Below are 14,853 nucleotides of genomic sequence, written 5' to 3'. Positions count from 1 at the left end.
CGACCCCGCCTACTGGACCCCGCGTGCCGCCAGTTCCTGTGACAGGGCCACTGCCACGCGTCGATCCTGCTCATTGGCGACCGAGAAGGCATGTTCCTGCAGTTGCTGCATCCAGCCGCAATCATTGGGATTGCAGTGATTGAGTGCTGCCGTCAGAAACGCCAGCCCCCTGACGGTGTGCCCTTCCTGGAAAAGCAGGTCTCCGAAAACCGCCATGGCGCCGGGATGGCCGCTCTTGCGGGCCTGGTTGAGCCATTTCTTGGCCTGCTGCACGCTGGTGCCGCCACCCTCTCCGGCCAGCATCATCCGCGCCAGTTCGAACTGCGCATCCGCAACGCCGAAGGCGGATGCCGCTTGGAAATAGAGCTGCCGCGCCTGCGACAAGTCACGGCGGACCGGCGTACCTGGGATACCGCTCCGGTAATAGCTGGCGAGCGACATGAGCGCGTTGATGAAGAAGCCGGTGTCCTCGGAGCCGGGCTCGACACCTGCGGCGGCGATCTCGTTGTAGATCTTGAAGGCTGCAAAATCATCCTTCGTCACGCCATCGCCGTCGGCATACATGTTCGCCAGAGCCCAGCGGGATCCGGTGTGCCCTTTCTCCGCGGCATAACGATAGGCTTCGACCGCATCTTCCTTCTGGCCGTTCTTGTAGGCGTTGAAGCCGAACTTGAAGAGGTCGAACGGGCCCGACTCCTTCGTCACGCCTGACTTGATGTCGAACGCTGCCGACGATCCAGCCATGGCGGAGGCCAAGGAAAGGCCCAGAAGCAAGACTCGCACAGAACCCATTTTCATCGACAACATCGTTCAAACTCTTCCGGCCAGCGGGACGGCAGTATCCGGCAGCCTTGTTGCAAATTCCACCTGAACACCGCCTCGCTGCGACGGTCCAACCGGCTTTGAGCCGTGGGGGGAATGGAGCTTGGAAGAGTAGCCCGCCTTTTCGGCAAGACTGGGACGCAGGTGTGACCGTAGTGAAGAACCTGCCTTCAGAATACCTAAGCGCAAGGGCGTTCCCACATCGCCTCGCCGATACATCAGAAACCCGCCCATGATACTCCAACTTTACGCGCCCCGCCCCCGCGGTCGGCCGCTTTCGCGCTTATCGCTGCTCCCCGTTTGTGGCGGGAAGTGGACAAATTCGCCTCCCATAATCCACTGGCTCACTCTCGCAAAGAGATGTTGCGAAATCGTCACAATGGCGCAGGTGATCGCCAGATATCCGCTCACAAAAAAGCCCGGCACGGGCCGGGCTTTTCTGGGTGCAATGAATACCGATCAGAACCGGACCTTCACCGAGGTCGATATGGCGGCGACGAGATCGTCATCGAACTCGTAATTTACCCGCTGTCCGTAGGTTTCGCCATCCAGCGTGACCGTGCTGGAAGAACCACCGGTGAGAATACCGATGGCGCCGGCGAGCCGGACTTCGACATTCTGGTTCGGCGTGTAGGAAGCGCCTGCACCAAAGGTCCAGGTATCGGTCTGTGTGCCGAAGCCCTGCGAGGTGCCACGATCCCAGGTAACGCTGACCGCTCCGCTCCACTGCTCGTTGAACTTGTGGCCGACACCGCCGCTGATCGTCCACCCGTCCCGGTAGCCGAGGTCGAGCGTGGTTACCCCTCCCGGCCGCAGACACGCAGCCGTGACGCTCGGGTCGTCACAATAGAATCTCACTTTCTCAAGTTGACTCCAGTCTGTCCACTTCACGGATCCGAATGCAAGCCAGCCCGGGGCAATACCTGACTGTACTTTCAGTTCAACGACATCCGGCATCTTCTGAGACCCGTACACGTCGGGACTGGTGCCGTTAACCTGAGACAGGTCTAGCGTGCCGGTGATGTCATTGAGATTTACTTCGCTATTATAGACGAGGCTGGCACGGAAGGCATATTCGGGAATCTCATAGGCCACACCGGCGCGCCAGCCCCAACCATCCCCTTCGAGATCGAGGCGGCCCACGCCGTTGCCGAATGGAGTGGCAGCGTCGGGAACGACAAGTCGTTCCTTGAAGCCGTAAACCTCCTGGTAGAAGACACCGCCAATCAGGCGAAGCTGACCCGGGCCAGCGTCGAACCGATAGGAGCAGGTCGCAGCGTAGTTCTCAGACTCAACCTTGGTCTCGATGTTCTCGTTAGCACCCAGCCAATCTGCGCCGGGTTTGGTGTGGGCGCCCCACGGCTCCGAGTAGTCGAACATACAATCGACACTGTCACCAATCCCAGCCTTCACGCCGACCCGAGGGACCCAATAGCTCTCCGAGTCATCGGCAGAGTCATCACCACCACCGATCCCATTGGCTCCCAAACCATCCGTGGCATCCACGTCCCTGACGTTCTTCAGCTTACGCTGGGGGTTCACGTAGGTGACGGCCGATTCCGCCGCAAACCGCCCCTGGTCGAACAGAAGGTCGATATTGTAGCCGCCACGCTCAAGTCCGCCTGCCATGGCCGGCGCATGAAATGCGCAGCCCGCCGCGAGCACCATCAGACCCTTGGAAATCCGTTTTGTCTTCATCTCTTCCCACCTCCCGGTATGCGATGGGTGAGACTGTAGATGGTTCAAGGTAAATGACAACTTTCCGTGACCGGATAGTCCGGACGGTAAGCCGGCGCAAATTTACGTAAAGTATTCTGGAACCCTGATATCTGTCGCTGCCTGTAGAATATCATTCTCACCTCAGCCCTTCTCTCGACGGTACTTAGAAAAGTGTTCCACGCCTAGCCGCGTTTGTGTCATTGTGGCAACAATGAGATCCGCGATTGACGTCCACGGAAGATAGTCGCCAACTGCCTCGGCTCAAGCAACACAAAAGGCCCCGCAGCCGGCTAGCTGCGGGGCCTTCGGGTCATCGTGCTATCAACCGGCCTCGGCGATTCTCTGTGCCGCGACCTTCAGGCTCGCCATCTGCACCTCGAGCTCCGCATAGCGCTCGCGCTCGGCTGCCACGACTTCCGGGTCCGCGTTCTGGACGAACTTCTCGTTCGCGAGCTTCTTGGCAACCCGGTCCATCTCGGCCTCGGTCTTGCCGATCGCCTTCTCGATCCGCGCCTTTTCCGCCGCGAGGTCGATGAGGCTTCCAAGCGGAAGGCAGGCAATCGCCTCGCCCACCACGACCTGGGCCGCCCCCTTGGGAGCGGTCTGCGCCGTCTCGATGCTCTCGACCCGAGCGAGACGCCGGATCGCCGCGTCGTGCCGTTTCAGCCGGGTCTCTGTCTGCTCGCTTGCCCCCACGACGACGAGCGGCGCGACCGCAGCAGGCGGCACGTTCATCTCGGCGCGCGCCGAGCGAAGACCGGAAACGAGATCGATCAGCCAATTGATCTCGGCCGCCGCCACCTCATCGGCGAACTCCGGCGCCGGCCAGTCCGCGTGGCAGAGCAGCGTGTCGCGGTCCGCCGTGTGCGCCCACAGCTCTTCCGTCATGAACGGCATGAACGGATGCAGCAGCTTGTAGGTCTCCTCGAGCACACAGGCCGCACAGGCCTGTGCCTCCACCTTTGCCTTCTCGTCTGCGCCGGAGAAGACCGGCTTGAGAAGCTCCAGATACCAATCGCAGAACTGGTTCCAGACGAAGCGGTAGAGGGAGCCCGCCGCATCGTTGAAGCGCTGGGTCTCGATCGCATCCGTGACATCGCGGATGGTGCTGGCGAGTTCGGTCAGGATCCAGCGGTTGATGGTAAGCGTCGAGGTTTCCGGGATGAAGTGCGGGTCGCGCTTGACGCCGTTCATCTCGGCAAACCGGGTCGCGTTCCAGAGCTTGGTGCCGAAATTGCGATAGCCGGCAATGCGCGCGGGATCGAGCTTCACGTCCCTGCCCTGTGCTGCCATGATGGCAAGTGTGAAGCGCAGCGCATCCGCACCGTATTCGTCGATCAGTTCGAGCGGGTCGATGACGTTGCCCTTGGACTTCGACATCTTCTGGCCGTTCTTGTCGCGAACCAGAGCATGAACATAGACGGTGTGGAACGGCGCGACGGGATTGCCGTCCTCGTCCTGCATGAAGTGCAGGCCCATCATCATCATGCGGGCTACCCAGAAGAAGATGATGTCGAAACCGGTCACCAGAACGCTGGTCGGATAGTATTTCTCCAACTCCTTCGTCTGCTCCGGCCACCCCAATGTCGAGAACGGCCAGAGCGCCGACGAGAACCAGGTGTCGAGCACGTCTTCATCACGCGTCAGGATTTCCCCCGGCTTGAAGTTCTCCAGCAGGTCCTCGACGTAGGCCTTCATGGGACCCTCGTGTGCGATGTAGTGCTGGATGGCGGCGTGCAGCGCCTCCTCCTCGGTCTTCTCTACGAAGACCTGCCCGTCCGGTCCGTACCAGGCGGGGATCTGGTGACCCCACCAGAGCTGGCGGGAGATGCACCAGGGCTGGATGTTCTCCATCCACTCAAAATAGGTTTTTTCCCAGTTCTTAGGGACGAACTTAGTGCGCCCGTCACGAACGACCTCGATCGCCGGCTTTGCCAACGTCTCGGCGTCGACGAACCACTGGTCGGTCAGCATGGGTTCGATGACCACGTTGGAGCGATCGCCGAACGGCTGCATGATCTTCTTGTTGTCGACGTAAGGAACGTCATTTCCCTCGGCGTTCTTGACCGTCACGGCCAGGCCTTCGGCATTAATCGCGTCGACGATGCGCTTGCGGGCCTCGTAGCGGTCAAGGCCGCGATATTCGTCGGGCACGAGGTTGATGTCGTCGACGTCGGATTCCGTCGGCAGTTCGCCGGACTTCGCGATCTCCAGGGCACGGGCGGCATAGACCGCATAGGGCTCGCCATCTTCGCGCAGGCGCGCCTGCGTATCCATCAGGCGGTAAAGCGGGATGTTGTTGCGGCGGGCGACCTGGTAATCGTTGAAGTCGTGCGCACCGGTGATCTTGACGGCGCCGGAACCGAACGTCGGATCCGGATATTCGTCGGTGATGATCGGGATCAGGCGACGATGTTCCTTCGGCCCAACGGGGATCTCGCAGAGCTTGCCGACGATTGCAGCATAGCGTTCATCCGAAGGATGCACGGCGACCGCTCCGTCACCCAGCATGGTTTCGGGCCGGGTCGTGGCGATGGAGATGTAGTCTCGCTCTTCCTGGAGAATGACGTTGCCGTCGGCATCCTTCTCGACATAGGTGTAGGTCTCGCCGCCGGCCAGCGGATACTTGAAGTGCCACATGTGGCCGTCGACTTCACGATTTTCGACCTCGATGTCGGAAATCGCGGTTTCGAACTTCGGGTCCCAGTTGACGAGCCGCTTGCCGCGATAGATGAGCCCTTCCTTGTAAAGCGTTACGAAAACTTCAAGAACCGCCTGCGACAGGCCCTCGTCCATGGTGAAGCGCTCGCGCGACCAGTCGCAGGAAGCGCCGAGGCGCTTCAGCTGGTTGAAAATCAGCCCGCCCGACTCCGCCTTCCACTCCCAGACCTTGTCGATGAAGGCCTCGCGGCCCATCTCGCGGCGGCCCGGCAGCTGGCGTTCGGCCAGTTGGCGCTCAACCACCATCTGCGTTGCAATGCCGGCATGATCCATCCCCGGCTGCCACAGTACGTCCTTGCCGCGCATCCGCTCGAAACGCACCATGATGTCCTGCAGCGTGTTGTTGAGGGCGTGGCCCATGTGCAGCGATCCGGTGACATTCGGCGGCGGAATGACAATGGTGAAGGTCTCTGCACCGGGTGCGGCATTGGCGCCTGCGCGGAAGGCATCGGCCTCTTCCCAGGCGGCTGCGACCTTCGGTTCAACGGCGGCGGAATCATAGGTTTTGTCGAGCATTTTCCGACCAGAATTCGAGTTCTAACAGGCTTGGGTGTAAATAGGACCGGCAGAAGCGAGTCAATAAAAAAGCCGCCCCGTCGCCGGAGCGGCCCTTTCTCGGGAAATGCAGGGTTCAGCGGCGCGGGCCGCGTGCCACGCGCTCGATCTCCTCGCGCACCAGGCGCTCGACCAGCGTCGGCAGGTTGTCGTCCAGCCATTCCTGCAGCATGGGGCGCAGCATTTCCTGCGCCATGTCTTCGATCGACCTGTTGCGGATGCCGTCGAACACGGCCGCAAGATCGTTGAAGGAGCGGGCGACCTGTGCACCGGCTTCCTCGGAAATCAGTGCCTCCACGCGCGCCGGCAGGGAGGCGGGCGCATCGGGTGCCGCATCGACGGTTTTCTGTTGCACGGGTTCATGGACCGGCACTGGATCATGCGCTGGCTCGATGACCGGCGGCGCCGATGGCGCCGGTTTGGCAGCGGGAAGATCGTTTGGGGAGCGGTCCGAGGACTGCGGCGAGAATTCCGGAAGCGGTGCCGGCTGCGGGCGGGCGGTGCTTTCCACCGCGCTTTCGCGGCTGATCTGGGGCGCCGGGGCTGCGGGCCTCAGGTGGCGCACGTCGCTGTCGCCCTGGCGGGCGGAGGCAGCCCTCACCCGTGCTGCGACATCGGCCAGAGACAGCGAGCTCTCCTCGGCGCGCTCCGTCTCCGCAGCGAATTCCGGCTCTATCCGCTGCGGCCTGCCCCGGTCATTGGCGGCCATTTCCGTCACGATATCGATGTCCCCGTCGTCGATCTCGTCTTCAGCATAAACGGGGGGCATGCTATTTGGCAGCGCCGATTCCGCCTGGGGCTCATTGCTCTCGATGATCCGGCGGATCGAGGCCAGGATTTCCTCCATGGAGGGTTCACGCGCTACACTTGGCTGAGCCATTATTCATCCCCGCAACTGCCAATGCAGGTCCTTTTCGAACCTGATTCGGTCAACAGTGTACGAAAGGCGCGGCGTGAAACAATCACAGCGGGCGATGCGATCACCGGGATACACAGAATTGTTTTTGCTGTGAGTCCCGCCTGCCACAGTTCACAAGAACTGACCGCCGGCGTCAGAATACGAAGGACGGTTCCTTCTGGAAGCCTGGGAGCTGCTTCACTGACGTGTTGAAGTGCGCAGTCTCGGAGATAGCCCCATGCTCCTTCGTGAGGAGCCTTGCCTGGGCGGCATTTCCGTGGCCGACGACAGCGACCAGACGACCGCCGTCGCGCAGCTGCTCGATCAGCGCTGCCGGGACTTCCTCCACGGCGCCGTTCACGAAGATGATGTCGTAGGGGGCCTCGGTAGGATAACCCTTCTCCATCTCGCCATGAACGACCGCGACGTTGTCATAGCCCAGTCGCGAGAGGATCTCGACTGCCTGCGAGCACAGCTGCTCGTCGGCCTCAACCGACACGACGGAGCCAGCGAGTTGCGAAAGCAGGGCTGCCGCGTAGCCTGTCCCGCACCCGACCTCCAGGGCAAGGTCATCCTTTCCGATGCGGGCGAGCTGCAGCAGCTTGGCGAGTGGCGATGCCTCCATCAGATAGCGGCCGGTAGCGATTTCCAGGTCTTCATCGATGTAGGCGATCGGCTTGAGCTTCGCCGGCACGAACTCCTCGCGCGGAACAGACAGGAAGGCCTGCAACACCGAATGAGACGTCACATCCGTGGTGCGGATCTGGTTGTCCACCATCTTTGTCCGTGCGGCTTCGAAGTCCATCATCTCGGCTGTCCTGAATATACCTGATTGCGCCGTCTTTACTGGGCAGCGGCGCCTCTTTCAAGACGCAGCCCCGGTCGCTGGACAAAAACCTTCCGGCTTTCCAGGCAGGATCGGAACCGCTTCCGTTCAAAAGCTCTCGCGGCCCGCCTTTCCTCTTGCACAGCATTTCGATTCGTTCTAAACGCCCGTCACCACTCGCTCAATCAGCGTTCGGATGGCCTCGTGGCGGAGTGGTGACGCAGAGGACTGCAAATCCTTGTACCCCGGTTCAATTCCGGGCGAGGCCTCCAATCTCTTGATACGCTGCCAGTAAACAGCTCACGGAGCTGCAACTTTCCACGACGTGACATAGGGCGTCCGACGCATATCGGAGCCGCGGGGAAGAAAGGCATTGAGGTATGGTTCCGTCGTGACGACGGAGAATGCTGACCAGCCGCCCGAAGAGCGCTAAGTTCATCCTATGGTATTGAAACCGCCGCACCCTCGCCTGCAAACGGTCATCCTTGCTGTCGCAGTGCTGGCCGCCGCGCCTGCTGCAGCTGTCGTGGCGCCCACGGAGAACACTGGCCGCATTGCCGGCCCCTCGGTGGTGCTCGCCGAGGAGCCCTGTGGCCCCGGATGGTACAAGACGTCCAAGGGCACCTGCCGTCGGATCATGCGACAGCCCGTCGTTCCGCCACGCTGGAAGGACCCGCTTGGCGATGACGGTCTGCCTGAACGACCGGTTCGACCTCGTCCACCTTACCAACGAAGCGTTCCGGACGAACTACCAGGTCCTCCCCCGCCCCACCTGCGGTGGTCACCTCCGCCTCCCCCGCCCCGCTGGCAAGACATGAGACGACCGGTGCCAAGGGTTCAATCGGAGTGATATGCGGTCGAGGGAACGAATTCCAACGAAGCAAGCTGCCGGCACCGGAGGAGGCCGGGGAGCGAATTACGCTCCCTGAAGCGGCGTTCTCGCGGCCGCCCGATGTTCAGGCTGGCCAGTAGCGGTCGGAGCGGAAGTCTTCCGGAATGTCGGCAAGTGAAGACAGTGTGCGCGCGACGAAATCGATCTGCATTGCGAGGTAGCGGATTTCCCTCGGCACAGCGATCCCGACCGCCCTCTCCCGCGTCAGGTAGCGGTCATAGTCCAGCGCATTCAGCCTGCGATCAGCCTCTCTTCGCACATCAAATGGCGACGTCCGCAATGGCGTAGCTGCATCCAGCAATTGCTGGTCCAGCAACCCGCCCTGAATAACCCTCAGATTCATCGCCGTCCCTCATCAGTCCCGGGGTCAGCCTCCGCGATTCGGGGGCAGCGGGACAATGGCGAGAATTCATTCCCGCAATGTTGGAGTCGGGAGCGCCTGGATCTCCGTCAGCCTCCGACCTTGCGCAGGACGAGAATGGTGATATCCATCTGCCGCCAGCCATTGGGAGCCAGCCCTTGCAGGAACATCTAGAATTTGCCGACAGCAAAGCGTCACTCAGCGAAACTTTGAAGGAAGTCATCGCAGGCATAGAGGGTTCCTCGGTGACCTTGCGAGAACTGATGAATGCCGTCGGAGAGCAGGGATTGCTCGTGCTGTGCGCGGTAGCATCGCTTCCCTTTCTCATTCCGGTCTCCATCCCCGGCGTCAGCACGGTCTTCGGGTTCGCCATCATCCTGATCAGCCTGGCGATCACGTTCAACAGGCTGCCTTGGCTGCCCAAGAAGATCCTCGACCGACGCCTCGACACGCAGAAGCTGGTACCGGCGCTGGAAAAGGGCGTGTCGATCGTCTCCCGCCTGGACGCCTACCTGAAGCCACGCATGAGCTCGCTGGTGGAGGGCGCAGCCGCGAACCGCGTGAACGGGCTGGCGATCGCGCTTGCCGGCGTGCTTTTGATGTTTCCGCTCGGGCTGATCCCCTTTTCCAACACCCTGCCGGGGATCGCGGTCCTGCTTCTTGCCACGGGAATGATCCAGCGCGACGGACTGGTCGTGCTGGCAGGCTATGCGTTCAACGTCATAACGCTGGTCTATTTCGGAGTGCTTGGCTTCATGGCGTTCAGCGCCGGCCAGGGTCTCGCCGCCTTTTTCAGCTAGTCCCGTTGCCGCAGGCGGCGGCGCTCCCACCACACTGAAAAACGGCGGCGCTTGCGGCGCACATAAGGGAGGTCGTGCGACAGGACGAGCAGGCCGACCGGAACCATCCAGAAGCCGAGGATGGGCAGGAAGCCGAGCGTGCCGCCGACAAGAAGGACGCTGCCCACCGTCACCCTGCCGGCCCGCGACCGGGGCAGAGGTAGGTGCCAATTGCCGAGCGCGAGCCGGCCGGTGGCAGGATCCACTCCGAAACGCCTCTCATTGCGCCTGTTTTGCAATATTTCCACCATTAATCTCGACGATTCAGGCGCTGAAATGGTGCGGGATGAGGCGACAAACAAGCGGCGCGCATTTTTTTCGAAAAACCGCTTGGCAAACGGGCAAAGCATTTGTATTACCCCGCTCGACGCCGCGCCGAAGCGCGTGTTCCCTGGTAGCTCAGCGGTAGAGCATTCGACTGTTAATCGACAGGTCGCCGGTTCGAATCCGGCCCGGGGAGCCATCTCTTTTCCTTATTCGAAGAACAAGGCCGATGCGGGCATATCACCGCTGGCTGCTGTTTTTTCTGCCGGGCGGCTCATTGTTCTCGTCGCGGAACGAAATCCAGACATCCACGTTCATCGCCCCATGGCTCTACAGGAAAAGGAGATCGCCATGAGGAAGTTCGTTCTTATTGCCGCCGCTGCAGGCCTTGCCGCAACCGGCGCCATTGCTCAGGAAGGCACGGTTAGCGGCGCCGCCGGCGGAGCCGTGACTGGCGCTATCGTCGGCGGTCCGATCGGTGCGGCGGTCGGCGGCATTGTCGGCGCTGCCGCGGGTACTGCGATCGATCCGCCGCCGGAGCGCGTCGTCACCTATGTCCGCGAACAGCCCGTCCCCGCTCAGCCGGTCGTGGTGGAGCGTGAAGTCGTCGTCGGCCAGCCGCTGCCCCAGACGGTCGTGCTGACCCCGGTTCCGGAAGCTCCGGAATATGCCTACACCTATGTCAACGAACGCCGCGTGATCGTCGATCCGAACACCTACACGGTCGTTCAGGTCATCGACTGATCCGAACAGGCTCAGTCACGAGAAGCCCCGCGGCATCCTGCCCGGGGCTTTTTCGTTTGATGGTGGTGGCCACCGCCACCTTCCCGGATTCTCGCTTCGAATGCTGGAGGAATTTATGTCGATCTACTACCGCTACAGCGATGACGCCGCGCCCGGAGCGCTGGTAGTGCGCCTTTACCGCTCCGCCGACGAGGTTCGCGCCTTCATAAGGGAGAAGGCCAGCGATGGAGCAGGCGATTCCATCTTTCCTGGCGAAGAAATGGAGCCAGAGGCTGCCTTTCGCATGGCCGAGAACAAGAACCGCGACAACGACCATCCGATATACGTCGAGTTGATGGAGGGGATTTCCTGGAACCCCTCCTGGGGAGAGCTGCAGTGACAACTATTTCTATCACGCGGGAACAGGTCGGCAGCTCGATGGTTTGATCACCGTACGAAGAAACACCCCCGGGAAACCGGCCAAGGAGGAATAAGAATGCTTACGAAACTGCTTACGGTATCGGCCTTCACCCTCGCCCTCACCACGGGTGCTATGGCACAGACCGGCGACGCGGGCGCGTCGGCCGCCGGATCGGCCGGCGCTACCGTCGAGACCGGCTCCGGAACCGCCGGGGTCGATGCGTCTGGTGGCATGGCCAAGCCGACTGATCCTGCGACCACTGGCTCCACAAACACGGGCGTGGCTGCCACCCAGGACGATGATCGTTGCAGCGAGACCAGCGCGGAAAAGACGACCTCGGTGCCGTCCGGCACGATTCCGGAAGCTGCCTGCGAAGACTGATCCGCAGCCGTCATTCCTTGAAAGGCTGGCGCCGAGGCGCCAGCCTTTTTTCGTGGTGCGATGTTTTCAACTGAGGCCGCAAGATTTTATTCCGACCCTGTTGGACATCAAGCAAACCAATTTCTTGTTTCGGCTTCCTTGTCGGCCCACAAGAAGGCTCATAAACTGAACCTCCCACAAGGCTTTCCTCATGTCTGTCACTTCATCCGCTCTCGACGTCATCGGTAATACGCCTCTCATTCGCCTCAAGGGTGCTTCGGAGGCGACCGGCTGCGATATCCTAGGCAAGGCGGAGTTTCTCAATCCCGGCCAGTCGGTCAAGGATCGCGCCGCCCTCTACATCATCCGTGATGCGGAGCGGAAAGGCCTGCTGCGGCCAGGCGGCGTGATCGTCGAAGGAACGGCCGGCAATACGGGCATCGGGCTGACCCTCGTCGCCAAGGCGCTCGGCTACCGCACGGTCATCGTCATTCCGGAAACCCAAAGCCAGGAGAAGAAGGACGCATTGCGCCTGCTCGGAGCGGAACTGGTAGAGGTCCCGGCCGTACCCTACCGAAACCCCAACAACTACGTGAAGGTATCCGGCCGGCTGGCCGAGCAACTGGCGAAAAGCGACCCTGCGGGAGCCATCTGGGCGAACCAGTTCGACAATGTGGCGAACCGCCAGGCACATGTGGAGACGACGGCGGCCGAGATCTGGGAGCAGACCGACGGCCGCGTCGACGGCTTCATCTGTGCCGTTGGGTCAGGCGGCACCCTTGCAGGCGTTGCCGAAGGTCTTAGGGACAAGAAGCCCGGGATCAAGATCGGCCTTGCGGACCCGGAAGGCGCCGCGCTCTATGACTTCTATACCCATGGGGAACTGAAGGCGGAGGGCTCCTCGATCACCGAAGGGATCGGCCAGGGCCGGATCACGGCCAACCTGGAAGGCTTCGCGCCCGACTATGCCTACAGAATTCCGGATGCTGAAGCCTTGCCGGTGATCTTCGACCTGGTCGAACAGGAAGGCCTGTGCCTGGGTGGTTCGACCGGCATCAATGTTGCCGGCGCCATTCGACTCGCGCGCGATCTCGGGCCCGGGCATACGATCGTGACCATCCTTTGCGACTATGGGAACCGCTACCAGTCGAAGCTCTTCAACCCGGATTTCCTTCGTTCAAAGGGTCTGCCCGTACCGCAGTGGCTGACCCGCCGGCACGGGATCACCGCACCTTTCGAACCCGTCTGAGCCCGCCCATGCCCGCCCATACTCTCTTCCGCGACGACTTCTACCTGGCGACTGCGGAGGCCGTCGTGACTGCCATTCACCCTGATGGCGGCATCGAATTCGACCGGACGTGCTTTTACGCGAGATCGGGCGGTCAGCCGGGCGACACTGGCCATGTGAAGCGTTCGGACGGCAGCAGGATCGCGCTTGGCGAGACGAGGCATGGGGCAACGAAGGACATCATCCTGCATATGCCCCTGGAGGGGGAACCCCAGCCACTCCTGGGCGAAACCGTACGCCTGCAGATCGATTGGCAGCGGCGGCACCGCCTGATGCGCATGCATACCGCCTGCCACCTGCTTTCCGTCGTGTGCCCCTCCCCGATTACCGGAGCGGCTGTTGGCGAGGACGAATCGCGCGTGGATTTCGACATGAGCGACGGCATTGACAAGGAGGAGGTCACCGCCCGCCTGATGGAGCTCGCCGACCAGGATCACCCGGTTTACGCTCAGTGGATCACCGACGAGCAGCTTGCCGCCAATCCCGGTATCGTGAAGTCGAAGAACGTACGGCCGCCGATGGGGCTCGGCCGTGTCAGCCTCGTCTGCATCGGCGAAAACTCCAGCGTTGACAGCCAGCCCTGTGGCGGCACACATGTTTCCCGTACCGGCGAAGTGGGGCGCATCCACATCGCCAAGATCGAAAAGAAGGGCAAGGAAAACCGGCGCTTTCGCATCCGGTTCGGAGACGCCGCTGGCGACTGACGCCCTGCCGCAGGAGAAGCACGGTGCCAGAACACAGTCCCTTCATCATCTCGTCCGAGCAGCTTGCTGCGGAACTGGGTAGCCCGGAGCTGCGGATCGTCGACGCGTCCTTTTACCTGCCTGCACAGAAGCGCGACGCGGATGCGGAATATGCGGCTGGTCACATACCGGGGGCCGTTCGCTTCGATCACGACAAGGTGGCCGATCATTCTACCGATCTTCCCCACATGGTGCCCTCCCCGGAGGTCTTCGCCGATGCCGTCGGAAGAATGGGAATCCGGGAAACCGACCGGATCGTCATCTATGACGGCCCCGGCATATTTTCCGCTCCGCGCGCCTGGTGGCTGTTCCGCACCATGGGTGCGCGAAGCGTCTTCGTCCTCGATGGCGGTTTGGACGGCTGGAAGGCAGAAGGACGCCCGCTCGAAACGGCAGTCCCGCGCCCACAGCCGGTCGTTTTCCAGCCCATATTCGACGCGGACAGGGTCATCGACATCGAGAGCATGAGAAGCATCGTCGAGAATGGCTCGAGGCAGGTTGCCGATGCACGGAGTCCCGGACGGTTCTCGGGAACAGAGGCCGAACCGCGGCAGGGCCTGAGGTCCGGTCACATGCCGGGCGCGCGAAACCTGCCTTCGGGTGCGTTCGCGCAAAAGGGTCGGCTCAAGCCTCTGAGCGAACTTCGAACCGTGATCCAGGAGGCAGGAATCGACCTCGACCGCCCGGTCGTCACCAGTTGCGGCTCGGGCATCACCGCCGCAATCATAACGCTGGCGCTCGAGTCGCTCGGCCATAGCGACAACGCACTTTACGACGGCTCTTGGACGGAGTGGGGAGCGCTCCCTGACACGCCGATCGTCACCGGTCCCGCGTCTGAAAAATCAGTGCAAGATCAATGACCAGAAGACCCGCGCCACTCACGGCGCATGTGACGCAGCTCGAGATGACGTCTCCGCCGAAAGCGAGCCTGCCCGTCCCGGTGAACCTCCAGACGGCCATCATCAGGGCACCGGAAATCCCGCTGCACTATTACCGCTATCTATACAGGCGGGTCGGCAAGCGATGGCACTGGTACCAGCGGCTTCGGCTGCCGGACGAGGAACTGGCCGCAATCATCCACGATCCGCGCGTCTCCGTCACAGTGCTTTACGTCAATGGCGCGCCTGCGGGCTTCTTCGAACTGCGCAAGGCGGATGAGGGTGTGGTCGAACTCTCCTATTTTGGTTTGTTCGAGTGGGCGATCGGTCTCGGCATCGGCAAGTGGTTCCTGCTTCAGGCTCTCTATGCCGCCTGGCAGGACGATCCGAGGAAGGTGACCGTGACCACCAATACGCTGGATCATCCGCGCGCCCTGCAGCTCTACCAGATGATGGGCTTTTCGCCCGTGGCAACGTACGACGCGCTCGTCCAGCCAATGAGCAGCGCGGAACTGCTGACGGTGCTGGACGCCTGACCGGCAG

16 protein-coding genes and 2 tRNA genes are annotated in these 14,853 nt (G+C 61.8%); 10 read left to right on the top strand and 8 right to left on the bottom strand.

From position 1 onward, the window contains the following. Positions 1-9: 9 nt before the first annotated feature. The 5 genes from exoR to NT26_RS07485 all read right to left on the bottom strand — a co-directional run bounded on the left by exoR (position 10) and on the right by NT26_RS07485 (position 7,520). Positions 10-798: an exopolysaccharide production regulator ExoR gene (exoR, locus tag NT26_RS07505; protein WP_425287728.1), complete on the bottom strand. Its 789-nt coding sequence runs from the start codon at positions 796-798 to the stop codon at positions 10-12. 483 nt (positions 799-1,281) lie between these two features. After that, positions 1,282-2,520 (bottom strand): OmpP1/FadL family transporter, encoded by a 1,239-nt coding sequence (locus tag NT26_RS07500; RefSeq protein WP_052638195.1) that lies wholly within the window; start codon positions 2,518-2,520, stop codon positions 1,282-1,284. A 342-nt stretch (positions 2,521-2,862) separates the two neighbouring features. Then, positions 2,863-5,778 carry a valine--tRNA ligase gene (locus tag NT26_RS07495; RefSeq protein WP_052638194.1) on the bottom strand — a complete coding sequence of 972 codons (2,916 nt, stop codon included), beginning with the start codon at positions 5,776-5,778 and terminating at the stop codon, positions 2,863-2,865. Between the two features lie 115 nt (positions 5,779-5,893). Continuing rightward, positions 5,894-6,697 (bottom strand): PopZ family protein, encoded by an 804-nt coding sequence (locus tag NT26_RS07490; protein WP_065814519.1) that lies wholly within the window; start codon positions 6,695-6,697, stop codon positions 5,894-5,896. 172 nt (positions 6,698-6,869) lie between these two features. Then, positions 6,870-7,520 (bottom strand): protein-L-isoaspartate O-methyltransferase family protein, encoded by a 651-nt coding sequence (locus tag NT26_RS07485; RefSeq protein ID WP_082077796.1) that lies wholly within the window; start codon positions 7,518-7,520, stop codon positions 6,870-6,872. A gap of 219 nt (positions 7,521-7,739) precedes the next feature. Between NT26_RS07485 and NT26_RS07480 the strand changes: the two genes are divergently transcribed. After that, a tRNA-Cys gene (locus NT26_RS07480) sits at positions 7,740-7,813 on the top strand. Positions 7,814-8,176: 363 nt separating this feature from the next. Here the strand turns inward: NT26_RS07480 and NT26_RS22735 are convergent. Both NT26_RS22735 and NT26_RS07475 read right to left on the bottom strand, forming a co-directional pair. Further along, complete coding sequence (locus NT26_RS22735) at positions 8,177-8,326, bottom strand: hypothetical protein (protein ID WP_156157137.1); 150 nt, start codon at positions 8,324-8,326, stop codon at positions 8,177-8,179. A 171-nt stretch (positions 8,327-8,497) separates the two neighbouring features. Continuing rightward, a complete protein-coding gene (locus NT26_RS07475; RefSeq protein WP_052638191.1) occupies positions 8,498-8,776 on the bottom strand; it encodes a hypothetical protein in 279 nt (92 codons plus the stop codon). A gap of 176 nt (positions 8,777-8,952) precedes the next feature. Here NT26_RS07475 and NT26_RS07470 point away from each other — a divergent pair, with 176 nt between their 5' ends. Next, positions 8,953-9,594: an exopolysaccharide biosynthesis protein gene (locus tag NT26_RS07470; protein ID WP_052638190.1), complete on the top strand. Its 642-nt coding sequence runs from the start codon at positions 8,953-8,955 to the stop codon at positions 9,592-9,594. On the opposite strand, the gene NT26_RS07465 is transcribed toward NT26_RS07470, so the two are convergent. Next, complete coding sequence (locus NT26_RS07465) at positions 9,591-9,884, bottom strand: hypothetical protein (RefSeq protein ID WP_052638189.1); 294 nt, start codon at positions 9,882-9,884, stop codon at positions 9,591-9,593. The genes NT26_RS07470 and NT26_RS07465 overlap by 4 nt on opposite strands. A gap of 137 nt (positions 9,885-10,021) precedes the next feature. Here NT26_RS07465 and NT26_RS07460 point away from each other — a divergent pair. The 8 genes from NT26_RS07460 to NT26_RS07425 all read left to right on the top strand — a co-directional run bounded on the left by NT26_RS07460 (position 10,022) and on the right by NT26_RS07425 (position 14,846). Then, a tRNA-Asn gene (locus NT26_RS07460) sits at positions 10,022-10,096 on the top strand. A 152-nt stretch (positions 10,097-10,248) separates the two neighbouring features. After that, complete coding sequence (locus NT26_RS07455; protein ID WP_152337274.1) at positions 10,249-10,641, top strand: DUF1236 domain-containing protein; 393 nt, start codon at positions 10,249-10,251, stop codon at positions 10,639-10,641. A gap of 100 nt (positions 10,642-10,741) precedes the next feature. Beyond that, complete coding sequence (locus NT26_RS07450; RefSeq protein WP_244467677.1) at positions 10,742-11,020, top strand: hypothetical protein; 279 nt, start codon at positions 10,742-10,744, stop codon at positions 11,018-11,020. A gap of 96 nt (positions 11,021-11,116) precedes the next feature. Beyond that, entirely contained in the window at positions 11,117-11,422 is a 306-nt protein-coding gene (locus NT26_RS07445; protein WP_052638186.1) for a hypothetical protein, read from the top strand. Positions 11,423-11,612: 190 nt separating this feature from the next. Then, positions 11,613-12,650, top strand: a complete 1,038-nt coding sequence (locus tag NT26_RS07440) for a cysteine synthase A (protein WP_052638185.1) — start codon at positions 11,613-11,615, stop codon at positions 12,648-12,650. 8 nt (positions 12,651-12,658) lie between these two features. Beyond that, the gene (locus NT26_RS07435) at positions 12,659-13,393 is read left to right on the top strand and encodes an alanyl-tRNA editing protein (RefSeq protein WP_052638184.1); all 735 of its coding nucleotides are present in this window, start codon (positions 12,659-12,661) and stop codon (positions 13,391-13,393) included. 23 nt (positions 13,394-13,416) lie between these two features. Continuing rightward, positions 13,417-14,292, top strand: a complete 876-nt coding sequence (gene sseA, locus NT26_RS07430; protein ID WP_052638183.1) for a 3-mercaptopyruvate sulfurtransferase — start codon at positions 13,417-13,419, stop codon at positions 14,290-14,292. After that, positions 14,289-14,846, top strand: a complete 558-nt coding sequence (locus NT26_RS07425; RefSeq protein WP_052638182.1) for a GNAT family N-acetyltransferase — start codon at positions 14,289-14,291, stop codon at positions 14,844-14,846. Before sseA ends, NT26_RS07425 begins: the two co-directional genes overlap by 4 nt. Positions 14,847-14,853 lie beyond the last annotated feature (7 nt).

The sequence above is a fragment of the Pseudorhizobium banfieldiae genome, from assembly GCF_000967425.1.
Classification (GTDB): Bacteria; Pseudomonadota; Alphaproteobacteria; order Rhizobiales; family Rhizobiaceae; genus Neorhizobium; species Neorhizobium banfieldiae.
The sequence above is the reverse complement of the archived record's forward strand: the minus strand, read 5'-3'. Positions and strand labels throughout refer to the sequence as shown.

Bases quoted from the DNA above. Each gene is read 5' to 3' on its own strand.
- NT26_RS07465 (WP_052638189.1), bottom strand. From the start codon at position 9,884: ATGGTGGAAATATTGCAAAACAGGCGCAATGAGAGGCGTTTCGGAGTG.
- NT26_RS07435 (WP_052638184.1), top strand. From the start codon at position 12,659: ATGCCCGCCCATACTCTCTTCCGCGACGACTTCTACCTGGCGACTGCG.
- NT26_RS07490 (WP_065814519.1), bottom strand. From the start codon at position 6,697: ATGGCTCAGCCAAGTGTAGCGCGTGAACCCTCCATGGAGGAAATCCTG.
- exoR (WP_425287728.1), bottom strand. From the start codon at position 798: ATGAAAATGGGTTCTGTGCGAGTCTTGCTTCTGGGCCTTTCCTTGGCC.
- NT26_RS07445 (WP_052638186.1), top strand. From the start codon at position 11,117: ATGCTTACGAAACTGCTTACGGTATCGGCCTTCACCCTCGCCCTCACC.
- NT26_RS07455 (WP_152337274.1), top strand. From the start codon at position 10,249: ATGAGGAAGTTCGTTCTTATTGCCGCCGCTGCAGGCCTTGCCGCAACC.
- NT26_RS07475 (WP_052638191.1), bottom strand. From the start codon at position 8,776: ATGAATCTGAGGGTTATTCAGGGCGGGTTGCTGGACCAGCAATTGCTG.
- NT26_RS07495 (WP_052638194.1), bottom strand. From the start codon at position 5,778: ATGCTCGACAAAACCTATGATTCCGCCGCCGTTGAACCGAAGGTCGCA.
- NT26_RS07485 (WP_082077796.1), bottom strand. From the start codon at position 7,520: ATGGACTTCGAAGCCGCACGGACAAAGATGGTGGACAACCAGATCCGC.
- NT26_RS07500 (WP_052638195.1), bottom strand. From the start codon at position 2,520: ATGAAGACAAAACGGATTTCCAAGGGTCTGATGGTGCTCGCGGCGGGC.
- NT26_RS07450 (WP_244467677.1), top strand. From the start codon at position 10,742: ATGCTGGAGGAATTTATGTCGATCTACTACCGCTACAGCGATGACGCC.
- NT26_RS07440 (WP_052638185.1), top strand. From the start codon at position 11,613: ATGTCTGTCACTTCATCCGCTCTCGACGTCATCGGTAATACGCCTCTC.
- NT26_RS07425 (WP_052638182.1), top strand. From the start codon at position 14,289: ATGACCAGAAGACCCGCGCCACTCACGGCGCATGTGACGCAGCTCGAG.